This window comes from Solibaculum intestinale, assembly GCF_040096205.1.
Lineage (GTDB): Bacteria > Bacillota > Clostridia > Oscillospirales > Acutalibacteraceae > Solibaculum_A > Solibaculum_A intestinale.
The window spans coordinates 229,731-245,464 of the sequence record NZ_JBBMFD010000001.1; the positions used below are offsets into that span (position 1 = coordinate 229,731).

13 protein-coding genes and 1 pseudogene are annotated in these 15,734 nt (G+C 49.9%); 3 read left to right on the forward strand and 11 right to left on the reverse strand.

Going from position 1 to position 15,734, the window contains the following annotated elements:
* Window positions 1-13 precede the first annotated feature (13 nt).
* A complete protein-coding gene (locus WMO26_RS01030; protein ID WP_349217680.1) occupies window positions 14-1,573 on the reverse strand; it encodes an NAD(P)/FAD-dependent oxidoreductase in 1,560 nt (519 codons plus the stop codon).
* Between WMO26_RS01030 and WMO26_RS13655 the strand changes: the two genes are divergently transcribed.
* Window positions 1,557-1,961 carry a hypothetical protein gene (locus tag WMO26_RS13655; protein ID WP_349217681.1) on the forward strand — a complete coding sequence of 135 codons (405 nt, stop codon included), beginning with the start codon at window positions 1,557-1,559 and terminating at the stop codon, window positions 1,959-1,961. The two genes, WMO26_RS01030 and WMO26_RS13655, sit on opposite strands and share 17 nt — an antisense overlap.
* Window positions 1,962-2,225: 264 nt before the next feature.
* Here the strand turns inward: WMO26_RS13655 and WMO26_RS01040 are convergent, their stop codons facing one another.
* From WMO26_RS01040 to WMO26_RS01085, 10 genes and pseudogenes are all read right to left on the reverse strand, one after another.
* Complete coding sequence (locus WMO26_RS01040; protein ID WP_349217682.1) at window positions 2,226-3,644, reverse strand: arabinose isomerase; 1,419 nt, start codon at window positions 3,642-3,644, stop codon at window positions 2,226-2,228.
* A gap of 44 nt (window positions 3,645-3,688) precedes the next feature.
* Window positions 3,689-4,231 (reverse strand): flavodoxin family protein, encoded by a 543-nt coding sequence (locus WMO26_RS01045; protein ID WP_349217683.1) that lies wholly within the window; start codon window positions 4,229-4,231, stop codon window positions 3,689-3,691.
* Between the two features lie 291 nt (window positions 4,232-4,522).
* Entirely contained in the window at window positions 4,523-5,752 is a 1,230-nt protein-coding gene (rlmD, locus tag WMO26_RS01050) for a 23S rRNA (uracil(1939)-C(5))-methyltransferase RlmD (protein ID WP_349217684.1), read from the reverse strand.
* 1,025 nt (window positions 5,753-6,777) lie between these two features.
* Window positions 6,778-7,074: pseudogene (locus WMO26_RS01055) on the reverse strand (macro domain-containing protein); the annotation flags it as partial.
* Window positions 7,075-7,132: 58 nt separating this feature from the next.
* Window positions 7,133-8,860 (reverse strand): recombinase family protein, encoded by a 1,728-nt coding sequence (locus WMO26_RS01060; RefSeq protein ID WP_085531220.1) that lies wholly within the window; start codon window positions 8,858-8,860, stop codon window positions 7,133-7,135.
* Window positions 8,860-9,162 (reverse strand): hypothetical protein, encoded by a 303-nt coding sequence (locus WMO26_RS01065; protein WP_085531218.1) that lies wholly within the window; start codon window positions 9,160-9,162, stop codon window positions 8,860-8,862. Before WMO26_RS01065 ends, WMO26_RS01060 begins: the two co-directional genes overlap by 1 nt.
* Window positions 9,163-9,180: 18 nt before the next feature.
* Complete coding sequence (locus WMO26_RS01070) at window positions 9,181-10,470, reverse strand: plasmid recombination protein (protein WP_109258815.1); 1,290 nt, start codon at window positions 10,468-10,470, stop codon at window positions 9,181-9,183.
* A gap of 326 nt (window positions 10,471-10,796) precedes the next feature.
* A complete protein-coding gene (locus WMO26_RS01075) occupies window positions 10,797-11,012 on the reverse strand; it encodes a phosphoribosylglycinamide formyltransferase (RefSeq protein WP_109258817.1) in 216 nt (71 codons plus the stop codon).
* A 399-nt stretch (window positions 11,013-11,411) separates the two neighbouring features.
* Window positions 11,412-12,785, reverse strand: a complete 1,374-nt coding sequence (locus WMO26_RS01080; protein WP_243141398.1) for a DNA primase family protein — start codon at window positions 12,783-12,785, stop codon at window positions 11,412-11,414.
* Window positions 12,769-13,380, reverse strand: a complete 612-nt coding sequence (locus tag WMO26_RS01085; RefSeq protein ID WP_109258819.1) for a CHC2 zinc finger domain-containing protein — start codon at window positions 13,378-13,380, stop codon at window positions 12,769-12,771. Before WMO26_RS01085 ends, WMO26_RS01080 begins: the two co-directional genes overlap by 17 nt.
* Window positions 13,381-13,600: 220 nt before the next feature.
* Here WMO26_RS01085 and WMO26_RS01090 point away from each other — a divergent pair, with 220 nt between their 5' ends.
* Entirely contained in the window at window positions 13,601-14,704 is a 1,104-nt protein-coding gene (locus tag WMO26_RS01090) for a DUF6076 domain-containing protein (protein WP_270441385.1), read from the forward strand.
* Between the two features lie 25 nt (window positions 14,705-14,729).
* Window positions 14,730-15,674 (forward strand): DUF3658 domain-containing protein, encoded by a 945-nt coding sequence (locus WMO26_RS01095; RefSeq protein WP_274271614.1) that lies wholly within the window; start codon window positions 14,730-14,732, stop codon window positions 15,672-15,674.
* Window positions 15,675-15,734 lie beyond the last annotated feature (60 nt).

Sequence of the window (15,734 nt, forward strand, 5' to 3'; positions counted from 1 at the left end):
TTGCTTTGCAAGCTTATGCTTTTTTCTGCTCGTGATATTCTTTTTCCGTATTGACGTTCCAAACATTTTCCTTGGAAGATACGCCGGCGCGAATGTTCTTCACCGCTTCCATGGCGGTCAGCATAGAATGGTCCATATTGTTGTATCGGTGCTGGCCGTTTCGTCCGATGCAGAACAAGTTTTCAATTCCGTCCAGATATCCGACCACCTTATCCATTTCTTCGTAAGTGTCAAAGTAGGCGGGATAGGCCTTTTTCACATGCTCCAGATGGGAATCCCGAATGTCTGCCTGGCTGATGATGCCAATTTTCTCAAGCTCTGAAGCGGCAAACGAGATAAATTCCGCCTCCGGCATAGACCACAGCTCATCGCCTTCGTTCGCAAAGTACTCGAGCCCTATCCAGACTGTGCGTTCCGGGTCCTCCACCAGATAAGGAGACCAGTTGTTGAAGATCTGCAGTCGCCCGATGTGAACTTCGGGTTCCTGGATATAAATCCAGCAGTCCGGAACAATGTTCGCCAAGGTGGACATCGCAGTTTCGTTTTTCAGGTTGAGCTTATCCACCAGCAAACCCACCGTAATAAAGTCCCGATAGGGGAGACCAGCCGCCACTCTCAAAACGTCGGCGGGAACCGGCGTGCCGGAAAAGCTGGCCACTAGGTCTTTGACCGGCATGGAAGAGAGAAATACGTCGCCCTCTACGGTTTTTTTTCCATTCTCCGTTTGATAGGAAACCGAAACGATCCGGCCGTTTTCCACCTTCACGTCGGAAACTGGGCAGCCCATACGGATTTCTCCGCCCATTTTCAGGATTTCTGCCGCCGCCGTCTCCCAAAGCTGGCCGGGGCCGAATTTGGGATAATAAAACTGCTCAATCAGCGAAGTTTCTACCTGACCGCCGTCTTTTTTTCCAGACGCTTTGTGGAGCATGTCCTTCAAAACAGCTGTAATGGATAATCCCTTTACACGCTGCGCACCCCATTCTGCCGACATTTGGGAAGGGTGACGGCCCCAGACCTTCTCGGTGTACGACTCGAAGAACATGCTGTAGAGCACTTTGCCGAAGCGGTTTACATAAAAATCCTCCAGAGATTGTTCCTTTCGTTTGTACACGAGTGATTTCAAATAACTGAAGCCAGCACCCATGGTCTGCAGAAAGCCCATGTTGCGCAAGGTCTGCACCTTAAGGCTCACCGGGTAATCGAAGAACTTCTTCCTATAGTAGATTCGGGAAACCCGGTCGCGCACCAGCATAACCCGGTCTTCCTCCTCCGGGTCGGGCCCACGGTCCGCTAAAGGCTTCGAACGGTCGAGCACATAGTCGTCAAAAGAAGGGGCGCCCTGCAGCGGCATGAGGGAGAACCACCAGTCCATCACCCGCTTGTCCTTGGAAAAGAAACGGTGTCCGCCGATGTCCATGCGGTTTCCATGATATCGCACCGTGCGCGAGATGCCGCCGATTTCCTGGGATTCCTCCAGAATCACCACTTCGTATTGCTCCGGCGCCTTCAAAAGCTCAAAGGCAGCGGTCAGACCGGCCGGCCCGGCGCCGACAATGACGATTTTTTTCAAAGCAATCTCTCCCGTATTACTGATTTGCTCGTTTTCGGTAAAGAATGAAGCGGCGTGCGAGGAAACTCCAGAAGAACATCAGTATAATCGCTATCAGCTTGGAAAACATCATGTAAAACCCGAGAAGGTTGGCACACAGATAAACAGTTACTCCCAATCCGATGACGCCAATGACCGTGTATTCCATGAATTCATCCGCCGGCGGAGCTTTCTTCTGCGCAAAGACAAACTTTTTCGAAACGAATTAATTGACCGGTTATACTCACCAAAAAGCCGGCAGGCGCTGTCACCAGATGATCCGCTTTCCCATACTCATCAATACATAAAGCGTATCGAAATCAGAAACAGCGACAGCGCCGCCGACAAAGGCGTAACGAAAAAGCTGTAGGAAAGAGTAGTCCGTTCTTACAGAAAAAGCGCGCATAGCTCTAAGACGGACACCTCAATTTCGTTGTATATAATAAAGATTATAGCATGAAATCAAGGACAAAACAACAAATCCTTATAATTGTTCTTATTTGCGATTGTGTTTTTGTATATTTTAACACAAATATGTCATCTTGCAGAAGAAAATCACTGTTTTATTTCTCGGCCATTAGCATGGCTTTATTGGTTTTTAAGGCCATTTTTATGTACCTGATGAAGATTTTCCTTATCTGGTCACGATATCAACCGGCACATTGAAAATTTTCGCGACCTTTACAATGGTGTCAATGTGTCTGCCCGTGGCTGCCGCAAAATGGTGAGTAGGTCCGCACTCGCTCCAGCGGTTTACGAACTCTCTTGCCCCACAGGCAAAACGCGTTCTCATATTGGTATCGCCAAAGGAAAGAATCTTTCCTTCCTCATTGACGCCCTCCGCCGCAATGAACTTAAAGTGTCCGTCGCCATCCTGCGTAATGGCAAGATACGTAACCGGGCCGGTATACGGATAGAACTGCGTCAGGTAACCTCCGCCTGTTTTCCCGTGGAATACCTTTACGATCTTCATAGTCGGTTTTTTATCAGAGATATCCGCATCACCGGAGCCGCTGTGTCCAATAATGGCAATATCGTCATTGAAATCAATGGAATACATTTCAGCAAGCTGTCCGGTTCCCGAAATCGTCTTTAAAATACTCATGGCCATGGCAACCTTAATGTCGCCCTCTACCGCGCAGGCCGTTCCCTGCTTAATCAACATGGAGAATGCAGGAATCAGCATGCTGTCGAGAACGCCTGCCTTGCCGGTTGCAAATCCGTCGTAATGGGAGGCGATCAGGCCGAGCTTTTCCGTTTTTACCCACTGCTCAAAAGCTACGACATATTTTGCCATTTCCCATACTTTTTCCACACTGCCGCCGCCTTCGATATCGAAGGTGTCCAGAATGTCCTGGGCTTTGGCGCGAATCGCCTCATCATCCGTAATATCATCGGCAATCGCCCACATCTTCTCCCAATCGAACTGCTTGGTATACAGATGCATTCTTCTGTACAGGTTGGATTCGTCGATGTAAAGATCCATCATGCCGGGATAGGGTCTTCCGATCTGGGCGATGTTCGTATCCCGGAATCTTCTTCTGGTCTGGGCGGCGCGGCACCATTCTTCGATCTCTTTTTGCACACCCGGATCGCCGCCTTCCACCACGCCGGTAATGACCGCATGGCGTTTTCCGTACCGCTCCAGGTCGGCCACCATTTCACCGACAGCGCCGCAGGCATAGCCTTCTCCAAGCCAGGAAGCAATGTCCGTGTGGTCATAATCAAGAGCCTTCAGCTTCTGCAGGTTCACGAGAACCACCGGGACATCCAGATCCTTCACGGCCGGAAGCATGTTGTAGGAGGTAGCATAGGTTAAAAGCTGCAAAAACACCAGGTCAACATCGGCGCCGCGGAACAGATCGCCGGCGGCCTGAGATTGCTCCTTCGTCGTCACCATTCCTCCGTCAATGATTTCCACGGTGTCGGGAAGGCTTTTTTTGAATGCATCATACTGTGCCTCAAATTCAGGCACCAGTGACGGGAACTGAGGCAGATACGCCCCCAGCGCAATAGAGAATACACCGATTTTTGCTTTTGTGTTTACCAACATGATTGTTTGCTCCTTTCATTTATGTACTGCGTAACTATTTATAGTTATGAAATGGATTTTCCCATTTCAAACGCTTTTTTAATTGCCGGATGCTCCCTGATTTCTCCCGCTTCGTTTACGCCGCCTGCAAAAACAGTTCCCGCCAGCCGTGCCCGTTCATAACAAGCGATCCAGCCGTTTAATCCATGAATGGCGCCTTCGTCCACCCCTTCCTCCTCCTCTGCCGCAGCAGAAAGCAGGTAAATATCACGAAATGCATAGTCCGTGGGATAAAGGGAGTTTGCACGGTCGATCAAGGTCTTCATCTGGCCGCTCATCTCATAATAGTAAATCGGGGTGGCCCAGGCAATGGCTTGTGCATCCTTCATTTTCTCAGTAATGGCAAGCGCATCGTCCTGAATCACGCATTTTCCGGTTTTCTGACAGGCCAGACACCCTTTACAAAAAGCAATGGATTTATCCTTCAGCGAAACGAGCTCGACCTGATTGCCTGCTGCTAACGCGCCCTCTGCGAATGCTTCCGCCAGTGTTTGCGAATTGCTCTTGTTTCTCAGACTGGTGCTTAAAATAAGAACTTTTTTAGACAATACACAATCCTCCCCATGTAATAAATTTGGCTCCCTGCCACATTGCAGTATCCTTATATTATAATACTGAAACAGAACAGCAGGTCAAGATGCTTTCGAAATTTTTAAGCTGTTTTCCCAATGAATACAATCGATTGATAAGTAAGAACGTGTACCAAAGACAGCAGGGCTGTGATCATACTATTTTTTAGAGGATGACCACAGCCCTAATAAAGTTATGAAATCAAGGCCCGATATTTCAACTGCTTAATCCGTGCAATTCCAGGAGAGACGCCTTTCTATCGGTCGGATTCATCCCTCTGCTTTTAAATTGATTTCTCCCCTGGTAAGCAAGACCACCGTCTCCACATGATTGGTATGAGGAAACATGTCCACCGGCTGAATATGCCGCACGGCATACCCGTTTTCAGTCAGCTGGCGCAAGTCCCGGGCCAGAGTCTCCGGGTTACAGGAGATGTACACGATCCGCCTGGGTTCAAGCGCCGCCATGGAAGAGAGAAACCTGGGCGTACTGCCCGCCCGGGGCGGGTCGAGAAAAACTACGTCCGCCTGTTCGCCCTCTTTGGCCATTTCGCTTAGAAAATCTCCGGCGTCAGCCCGGGTAAAATAAGCGTTCTTCACCCCGTTGCGGCGGGCGTTGCTGATAGCGTCGCGCACCGCGTCCGGGTTCGATTCCACGCCGATGACCCGGCCGGCCCTGCGGCTGGCGATCAGGCCGATGGTGCCGATGCCGCAGTAGGCGTCGATCACCGTTTCTTTACCGGTCAGGCCGGCAAGCTCCATGGCTTTTTGGTAGAGGACCTCCGTCTGCACGGGATTGACCTGGTAAAAGGATTTGGCTGAAATGCGAAAAACGCACCCGCACAGCGTATCCTCGATATAGCCAGGGCCGTACAATATCCTCTCCGATTCCCCCAGCACCAGACTGGTGTGGTGGCGGTTGACATTCATGAGCACGGTGGTAATCTGCGGATGCTGCTTGCGCAGCGCTTCCACAAACCGGTTCTTTGCCGGGAAAACCGGCGTTGCGGTCACCAGCACCACCATGATCTGCCCGCTTTGAAAGCCACGCTTGACCAGCACATGGCGCAAAAATCCCGTTTCCCGGTCCTCGTCGTAGGGCAGGAGCTTAAAGCTTTTGAGCAGGCCGCGGATGGTGACGATAATTTCGTCCGCCTTCCTGTCCTCGATCAGGCAGTCGTTAACGTTGACCACCCGATGGGTGCTCGATTGATAGACGCCCGACCGGATTTTTGATTGGCGCCGGTCATACGAAAAGGCCGCCTGGACTTTGTTGCGATAGTGGTACGGGTCCTCCATACCGAGGATCGGCTGGACCGGCCCGTATGCGCCAAGCAGGCGCTGTACCAGCCCTTGCTTGAAGGCAAGCTGACGGGAATACTCCATGTTTTGCAGCTGGCAGCCGCCGCATTTCTTCGCAACCGGGCATAAAAGCAAATTGGTCTGTGCTTCCGGTCTGCGGGGAGGAACCGCCGCTTTTCTTTGATCACTTGCTCTCAAGTTGCATCCTCTTTTCTGACGGCTCACGGCCGGTTCTTTGAGAAAAGTATACCACAGATTCCGGAGTTCGGATACCGTTTCTTTTTTCGATCCGCAAGATCGAGAAAGATCGGATATGTAGTGGAAAAATAGAGCCGATGGCATCCCGCTTTTACCAATTTGGATGTGTCCGACCTTTTGCCCGGCATCTGTCCTGGTTTACCTATACGGGGCCGGAGCAGGAGGAGGCCTACGCCATCAATGCTTCGGTTGATCTTTTCCAAACGGGCGGATGGGACTCGGGCACAGTCGCCGCGCTGGCGGCATGGCAAGGAGCCGCATCGAAATCGGTTGTTCCATACAGTGGTGAGGGGGTAGACGTGAGCCTGCGCAATGCATCTTTTGCTTGTGAAACCTACATACTCTCGGTTGTGTCCCATTCGCTAAAACCGGTACCAGGCGCCGAATACCGCACGCAGGGGAAAAACGGCAGACCTCTTAGCTTTTTGAAGGACTCAAGGCGGATACGGAATACCTGTTTGAGGCACGCACCGCCTCCACAAGAGAACGCTTTGCATCCTTGTCTGCAAAGGTGGTCTTAACCACGGCTCAGCCCCCGTTCCTGAAGCGCTGACCGGGACGAATGGCCCAGGAAAGCCGGATACCAGCGTTGACGCGCCGGCTGCAGCCGCGGGCGCGATGGGAGCTCTGGCGCTGTAAAAGATAACCATTTTCGTTTTGAAAACAGATAAAAAGGGGAAACGGATTCTTCCGTTTCCCCTTTTTATCTGTTTTCCGCTTGGATCTGCGTCAAAGCTTTGCCGATGTCCTCCTGTAGCACAAGCGATCGGTTTGCGATCTCACGGGGAATCCACCCGTTTGACAAGTTGATCCTCGCATAAACGGGTACTGGATAATGCCAGGGGTGTTATCTCCCACGCCCAGCTCCAGAAAGAGCACAGGGGCGCCCTTGTGCTTTACCAAAAAGTCCTTGTACCGGCCGGCGGCCGCGTGCCAGCCTTCGTCCTCTACGAAGGTTTCATCCAGCAGAAGGCGATGCTTTCCACTCCGCTGGCGGCTGCCAGCGCAAGGCAGGAACGATAACAAGAGGCCAGAAGCTCCCGGTCCTCCCAGACAGGCGATCCCTGCACGATGGGACCCACCGTATGCAAAACAAAGCGGCAGGGTAAATTATAGGCGTTTGTGATTTTCGCCCGGCCTGTGGGTTCTTCCTTTCCCTGGCGCTCCATGATCCGCGCGCATTCCAGGCGAAGCTGCACTCCCGCCGCAGAATGAATTGCATTGTCAATGCAGCCGTGGCAGGGAATAAAACAGCCTAAAAGCGAAGGCTTAATAGTGACAAGTAACTATTTTGTCGCAGAGAACGGTGTGACCCGAAGGTCACGCCGTTTTTCTGCGTTCATAGGTTGTTTGTGTGACAATAGGCTCGGAAATAACGGGAATATCCACATCGTCCACAAAGTTGAAAAAAATCTTCACTTTCTGCTTGCGCTTGCCGCTGGACTTGTCCGGGGCATAGACAACGATCTTCTTGATATACTCGTTCACGATGGTCTGTGTCAGTTCCTCCACATCCACATATTTCTGTGTCAGGGCGATAAAGGCATCCAGACCGTCATTCATTTCTTCCCGCTGTTCCACCCATTCTTCGATAACTTCAATTTCGAGCTTTAACCGTTCCTGTTCGGCTTCATAGTCCGCAGACATCTTTCTGTATCTGTCCTGATTGAGATTTCCAAGAACATAGTCCTCGTACAGCCGGGAGATGATGACATCCAGATCGGCAAGGCGTTTCTTTGCCTGTTCCAGCTTCTTTTTGTCATCCCGGATGCTGCGCTCCTGGTCAGTCCTGCGGCATTGCAGCCATTCCTCCTGAAAACCGTCCACATCGCTTCGGATATACTCATTGACTGCCCGGATGCGTTCCAGAACGATTTCACGAAGCACATCTTCCCGGATATAGTGGGCAGTACAAGTACCACGGTTGCTCTTGTAGTTGTTGCAGACGTAGTGATCCTGCTTGCCCTCAAAGCTTTTGCTTGTGGCAAAGTGGAGCTTGCCGCCGCAATCGGCACAAAACAGAAGCCCTGAGAACAATCCCTGCCGTTCCGCTTTTGCGGGGCGGCGTTTGTTTTTCCTCAGTTCCTGCACCCTGTCAAACTGTGCCTGAGATACAATCGCTTCCTGTGTGTCCGGCAGATAAAACATATTCTCCGGCTCATTGGGAATCCGCTTTTTCAGCTTGTAGGACTTGGAATAAGTCTTGAAGTTGCAGGTACAGCCTGTGTACTCCTGCCGTTCCAAAATCCCTACAATGGACTGGTTGCTCCAGTGGTACGGTCTTTCCGGCATCGGCTTTTTCTTTCGCTTGGCATACAGAGCTTTTGCGGTCAGAATCTGCTTTTCTTCCAGAATCCTTGCAATCTGCTCCGGGCCTTTGCCGTCAATGCAAAGGTCGAAGATGAGCTTGACTACCGGAGCCGCTTCTTCATCCAGAATCCAGTGATCCTTGTCCTCCGGGTCACAGCGGTATCCGTAGGGCGGTTTGCCCATGTGCTTCCCACTGGTTCCTCTCTGCCGCAAACTGACACGGACTTTCTTGCTGGTATCACGGGGATACCACTCGTTGAACAGATTACGGATTGCGGCGAAGCCCTCGCTGTCTCCCCGGTTGCTGTCCACACCGTCATTTACGGCGATAAAGCGGACATCGTAGCTCGGAAAGATAATATCCGTATATTGTCCAACAGTCAGATAGTCACGACCAAATCGGCTGAGGTCTTTGACCAGCCAGCAGCCTACAAGCCCCTGCTTGACAAGCTCAAAGCCCTCCTGCACACCGGGACGATTGAAGTTCGTCCCCGTATAACCGTCATCCACCAGAATTTTCAGGTTTGTATACCCGTGGTCACGGGCATATCGGGTTAAATACTCTCGCTGATTTGCGATACTGTTACTCTCTCCATCTTGGGCATCCTCATTGCTCAAACGACAGTAGAGAATGGTAATTTTCTGCTGATCCAACATAATATCCTCCTTCGGTTGTTGGTCAGCCGACAGTACCGTTGTGCATACTGGAATTATATCATGCTTTTGTGTCGCAGTCATTAACAAATCACCCCCTTGTCAGAAAAAATGAGCCGTTTTACCTTGTCGGCAAGCGGCTCATTCCCGTCACATTCTGTTTCAATCACATACCATGTGTTCCCGATCTTACGCTCAATGGTTTTGCGGAAAGAAGACTGCGCTGTTTCCCAATGCTTGCGGCATTCTTCCAAAAAATCAATGGGCGGCTCAAAAATCGGGTCGAAGCAGGAGTAAATATCAATATAGCCGATGGCATCATTGATTTCTTCCATCGGGGCATCTTCCATAATCATCTTGTTAATTTCCTCTACGGTTTTATTCATAGGCAAATAGTTCCTTTCTTAAATTTCCATATCCTGCCTACGCTTACGGGCAGGGTGCTTATGTTCCTGTGTTTCCTTTCCTCTGGCGAGAATGGCATGAACAAAAGCCCAAACCCTTTCAGACGCAATCTCTATCGCATCCAAGAAAGGCTGGGCTTTCTGTTTCAGTTCCATATATTTTTCGTTTACTGCTTCATACCGCTGTTTCCAGATGGAAATTGTTTTTTCAGCAGAAGCCAGTTTCTCTTTCAAACGCTTATTGTCAGCATTGGCAATAATGCCGTTGACCGCATAGCGTTTGAGTGTATCGCACTGATCCGGCGTGAGCGAGACATTTCCGGTGAGGGCATTTTTCTTGCCCATTTCCTCAATATCCTGCACCGTCAGCGCAATGGTCTTTGCTGCCTTGGTTTCCTTTTGCAGAGCTTCCAGTTTCTTTTTCTGCTTCTCCGTAGCAGCCTTGGCATCCGCCAAACTCTGCTCGGCCTGTTCCACCTGTCCGGTCACAGTTTCCAGGCGGTGCTGTTCGGCCTGTAACTTGAACTGTGTCACCGTCAGATGTTCCTCGGTACTGCCACGCTCTCCACGCTCCACATCGGTATATCCGGCGGCTCGCATGAAATTAAAAAAGTCATCCTGCAGCACACTGTAGGACGACTTCAAAATCTTTTTCCCTTTTGCGTTCAACATCGGATTGCCATCTTCATTGAGAACGGGTTTGGATTCCCATTTCTTACTGCGGCTGACCTGTGTGATCGTTTCTTTTACCGTTCCCCGGAGGAATTCATCCTTGCACCGCTTCGACCACAGGATTTGCTTTTCCACCACCGGGATATAAACCACATGGAGGTGGTAGTGATACACATCCTCGCCCAGGGCTTCGGACATTGCCCGGTTGCGCTCATCGGCGTGCATCACAGCGGAGAGGATATACTGCTCGCCGCCCACAATCTCCACGGCGGCTTTGTAGGCATCGGCATAGAACTGTTTGGCATATTCATAGCCGCCGTGGTTGTGGAAGTAGGCAGAGTTTACATCAAACAGCAGCTCCCCATATTTCACCGCATCGGCTTTCAGACCACGGGTGGAGATAACACCATCTGCAATCATCTGATCGAACATGGCGGCATAGCTGTCGGTAGGTTTCTTGAAGTGGACATTGCGGTGGGTCTGGGTGGTATCAATATCTTGATTGGAGTAGCTGTCTTTTTCTCGCTCGTTATGCTCCTGAACTTTCGCCACATCGTCGAGGGTGGGCAAGTCCTGGTTACGGGCAAAGGTACGGTCAATTCCATCGTTTCTTGCCATAGGTTTTTTCCTTTCTTTCGAGAGTAGCAGACGGGCGGGGCTGCGGGGATGCACTTCTGCGGAAGTGTAATAACCCACTATAACACTTTCATCCATTCTGGCTGCAAAGTGCCGTGGGCTCTCCCGAGGGGGTGTGCGGTCACTGCGGTGACCTCTGCTGACCAAGGCAAAATGTCTGCAACTTTTCCCATGGTCAGCCCGTCTGCATGAAGCTGTTCTGCGGAACGTTTCTTGCAGACGTTGGCAGCGTCTTTCACTGCCATCCATAGGCAGCACTGCGGTGTGCCTATGGGGACGGAAGATGCGAGGGGCTGTTGCCGGGGGCATCACTTCTCCCGTCTTTGCTGCCATACAATGTCGCATCCCAGCACATCGGCAAGCTCCAATACTTCCTTGTATCGGATGCTTTCCCGCTGTAATTTTGCGGACAGGTTGGAAACGCTGTCGCTCCATCCGTACTCGTCCGAGAGCAGGTCAACAACTTCCTGCATGGTCATCCCAGCACGGATGATCTGTGCCTTGATTTCATTGCGTACATTCATATTGAAAAATCCTCCATAATTCTGTTTGTGGTTCGGTACAATCTCTGCACCCCAAAACGGAGCAGATACACCGAACAGTGAAAAATCTGCAATCTCTGAAATCCGTTCAGAATTTTGCTTGTGATGTCCTGTCCATATATGACCATATCCCGCTTTACTGTTTCGTGTGATTTGGTCTGGAAAAATGAAAACATCTATTGTTCCGTGAACAGGGTACACGGTTCAGAGAAGCACGATTTCGTGAAATAGCTTCGTCCTGCGGTCAAAAACTTTGCTGTTTCCATTGCCATTGATTTTCAATACCCGAAAACAGGTTGTCTCTGAAAGCCGTTGTTTCCTATAATGGGAGAAAACAGGGGTAAATGCTGCGTACATACGTACAGAGCATGACTGGCAAAATCAATCCCGCCATTCCTCCGGTACGTACGTACATGACGAAACATCGTAAAACCCATTTATATGAGGTCTTGCCACAGCTTCCACACCCATAAATCCCCACACCCGCCGTCCGGCAGAGTTGGTGATGTTGTTGCAATGTTCCAGATTGAATCTCCCGGCATTGGCAATCATGGCGTCGCTGAAGCTGCGGGCTTTCAGCGGTGCAAGGGAATTTTCTTCGCACCACATCCGGTAGATTTCATAGAAATCCTTGGAGCTGATGGACGCATCCGCTTTGCACCGGATGTATCCCTCCGATTCCATGAAATCAAAGATATTATTATTGTCACGCTTGACCGCTTCCCGGTTTTCCCGGATACGGTCACTCTCTGTGAATTTGAAGTTGTTGGCAACAAGCCGCTGTAAGCCTTCAAATGCCCACAGGAAGATGCCCTCGGCTTCGGCTTTCATCTTCTCCGCAAGGTCAGGATCATCAGCTCTATCCACAGGCTTTTCCTTGGTGGTCAGCACAAGCTGTCTGCGATAAAATCCGTCACTGCGATCATAAAGAGCTTGCAAATCGCCGTTGCTGAACGCAAGCAGCCGGACGAACATCCAGCCCTGATAACTCTGCTTGCCCTTGCGTTCCAAATCCATCTTGCCCTGTGCTGTCACGATGGATTTCACATAGTTGGTCTGGCGCAGAGCTTCCATCCGCATATCATCATCCACGCACAAGAGGATATGTTCCAGATCGGCACGGGCAAAGCGGTTTTCGGAAATCTTTCCGATGCTGCCGTCTTTCATATTCATGCCAAAGATTGCCGAAAGCACCGCACCGATTTGGGATTTACCCTCGCCGCCGTTGCCCTTAATCACCATCATGCGCTGTCCTTTGTTGGAGGGAATCAGGCAGTAGCCGATAAACTCCTGCAAAGTGGGAATGTCCTCTGTATGAAGCAGGTCATCCAGAAAGTTCAGCCAGACCACAGGAGCAGGAGCATCGGGATTGTAGGCAACAGGCAGACGGCTCCGCACGATAGCAGGTCTGCCCTCAGTGAATGTTCCGTTCTGCAGCAGCGTACCGTTGGCAACATGAATCCGATCCTGCTCCGGAGGAAAGTCAGGCACTTGTGCTTCCAGTTTCAGCACCTCCAGAATATTGGTGATCTTCCGGGGGATGTTGTTCACGGCACAGAATTTCAGCTTGTCGTAAATCTCACCCCGGAGAGGGAGATCGTCTGTTACCCGACCATCGGGCGTAAAAAAAGCTCCGTTTGCGAAGATGATTCTGCGCTCACGCAGAAATTCTTCACAGAACAGAGCTTCATTGATGTTCTGCCCGTCAAACCAGATCGGCAGATTCATATCCGGCATTTTACCTTTCTTCCCCATGGGACAACCCCTCCTTTCGTTTCCGTGCCACATAGTTCCGAAGGAAAGCAATCTTGCTCTCCTTCATTAGCTCGTCCACCACGGCAACCCGTTCTTCTAAATCACCGACTGTCAAAATATCTGCCAGATATTCGATATAATCAATCATCTGGCAGGCTTCCACAAAACGGTCATCCAGATCATCGTCCGGTGTTTTCGGTGCATATCGCACTTTCCAATCTTCCAGCAGATGCAGATAATCCATCAGCACCCGGAAGCACAGCATTTCGTCCTCCCGAAACTGACGGATATAGGGACGTTTGGGCTTGAGCATAGCTGCGGAAGTGGGCGGTTTCGGGTCAAGCCCAAAATCCGAAGCCAGCTTTTGTGCTGCTTCATAGCTGCTCAGATCGAACGACCTTGCCACGAAGTCGATCACATCCCCCTTGACTCCGCAGCCAAAGCAGAAGAAATAATCCTCATTCAGCTTCATGCTCGGATGCCTGTCATTGTGGAACGGGCAGCAAGCCATGCCGTTTCGGTTGACTTTCAGCCCGTAGTGTTCGGCGGCTTGCTTTACGCTGATTGCCACCTTGATGGTTTCATAGATTGTCATAGAAAACCTCCGTTCATAGTATTCAGAAAGCACGAAACACCCGCCGTGATTGGCAGGTGTTTCGCTCTTTCTACTATGGTTATGCCGGATTTCTCAAAAAACAGGCTAATAGCAGGACAAGCCTATTTCAAAAAACAGGACAACTTTTCGGAGGATATAGATTTCTTCACATTTGCATGGTATAATTGGAAAAGTAAAAAAACAGGACAAGAGGGCAAGCATGAATCAAGAACTGATGACATTGGATTTTTGGCAGGATACGGTCATATATGAGGGCAAAACATTCCCTGTCGGCACTCTTGCCTGTGATGCGCTGAATGTTCCTGCGGATGCCATTGCAAAGATGAATGAGCAATGCGAAAAAATCAATCTGCTGCTTGGAATGTTGAACGCCGGAGAGGACGCTTCTGCACTCTTTCCTATGGCAAGGGAAGCTGCTCTGGCGATGCTTGATATTCTCAGTAAAACACCGCCGTTCTCCTACATGGATATTCCAAAACACAGAGAACAGATTGAAAAAGTCTTTACTGCGGACAATGCTCTGAAATATATGGAGTTTGCCATAAAAGCCACAACCAACTCCTTGCAGCTTGAAGAAGTTCCGAGATATGCCGATGCGATGATGCTCCAACGCTATACCGCTGTATTCGGGCATCTGGCATACTCCCTTGGGGAATACCAAAAGGCAATGCTTGATTTTGCAGAAAAATCAGACGGCAACGAAGCTGACCGCACCGCAGAGGGCTTTGCAAAAATGTTTGGAAGCTATTTCCCTCCGGACTTTTCTATTACTGAGGGAAATGCCTGGATGTCTACCCTGAACAACTCCGTTCAGTATGTATCTGTCATCCGTCCCGGCGAAAATGTGGCGAAGCTCGTCAAACGGATGCACTATGTGTCCTTTGTAGGGATGTTCCGGTCAGATCTCTTTGAGGGATTGTGTGTCGGTCACGCTCCTAAGAAGTGCCGGATCTGCGGCAAATGGTTTCTGACAACCAACGCAAGGCACACCAAATACTGCGGCGGTTATGCGCCGGGAGATAAGCTGCACCGCACCTGTCGGCAGATCGGCAATCTGAAAGGCAGAGAACAACGGGAGCTTGCGGATGATCATCCAGTGAAGCAGATACATGAGAAGCGTCTGAACACCATAAACCGCTATATAAAGCGTGGTACTCTGGATGAAGATCTTGCGGAGGTCATGAAAAAGCTGGCAAAAGATAAGATGCTCCAGGCATTGAGCAATGTCGCTTATGCCAAGGGCGATTATGAAAAAGAAATGGGACAGGCGGCTTTGAAGAAAGAAGCACTAAAAAGAATTTGAATTTAGCTAAGAGGTGAGCAACGTTATGTTAGAAGTAGTATTTAGCGACAGTGCCGCAGGGACTATGGCGGTTGCGATTGGACATAAGGGTTTTTTAGGCGGAGCAACCAGTGTAATTATCTCTGATGGGACAGTTTCAAAAGAAGAAATAGAAAAGTTCCAGCATCAAGCAGAAGAACGGGAGCGTTCTGGTTGGGAGAATGCTATACCGTTGGAGGGAAATCGTAAGGACATAGTTAATCTTCCGTTGGCATTGTCTGTGGGCAACATCTCCGAAGCAGGAATTTGTTTGGAGCGTGAGTCGGCATTATCTTTGCTACTAAGCATACTGCCCGATATGGCATCTGAAATCGTAACTGAACTTCTCAATACATCCCGAAAGAACTATGCTACGCTACTGGAAAAAGCACAAAACGGAGAGCCGATTCGTGTTTGGGTCGGACGAGAACCAGATGATGTGTGCGGATTGTATTGGCTTCTGGAACAACTACGACCAATCGGCTTTGAAAAATTGGATGTTACCATTGTGGAGCTTCCAATGTGGGAAACAAGACCAGATGGATGCATTGTCCAGTATAACGGTTGGGGAGAAGTTGAACCTTATCACTTGGGACGGATGGCATCTCTTGGAAAGAAGTTGCCAACAAATTACCTTCGTAGTTTGGCTAACCGCTGGAGAGAACTCCAACAGGAAAATTCTCCTCTTCGTGCTGTTATAAACGGCAAACTGGTCAGCGTATCAGAAACTCTGTATGATACATTTATTCTTCGAGAATTGGATACACTGGACGACGAGTTTAAGGAAAGCGTGCTTGTTGGACAGGTTCTTGGAAAGAATCAATTAGGGATCGGTGATGGGTGGATTGCTTTGCGTGTGGAACAATTTATCAAAGAGGGACTTCTGGTCCCAATCACAACTCCTGCACCAAATGCACCTATTTATCACCGTATGTTAAAGAAAATAAAGTAATAAATAACCCATTAGTTGACCACGGGATATTTATGAGTATTACTAAACTGGAAGGAGGTG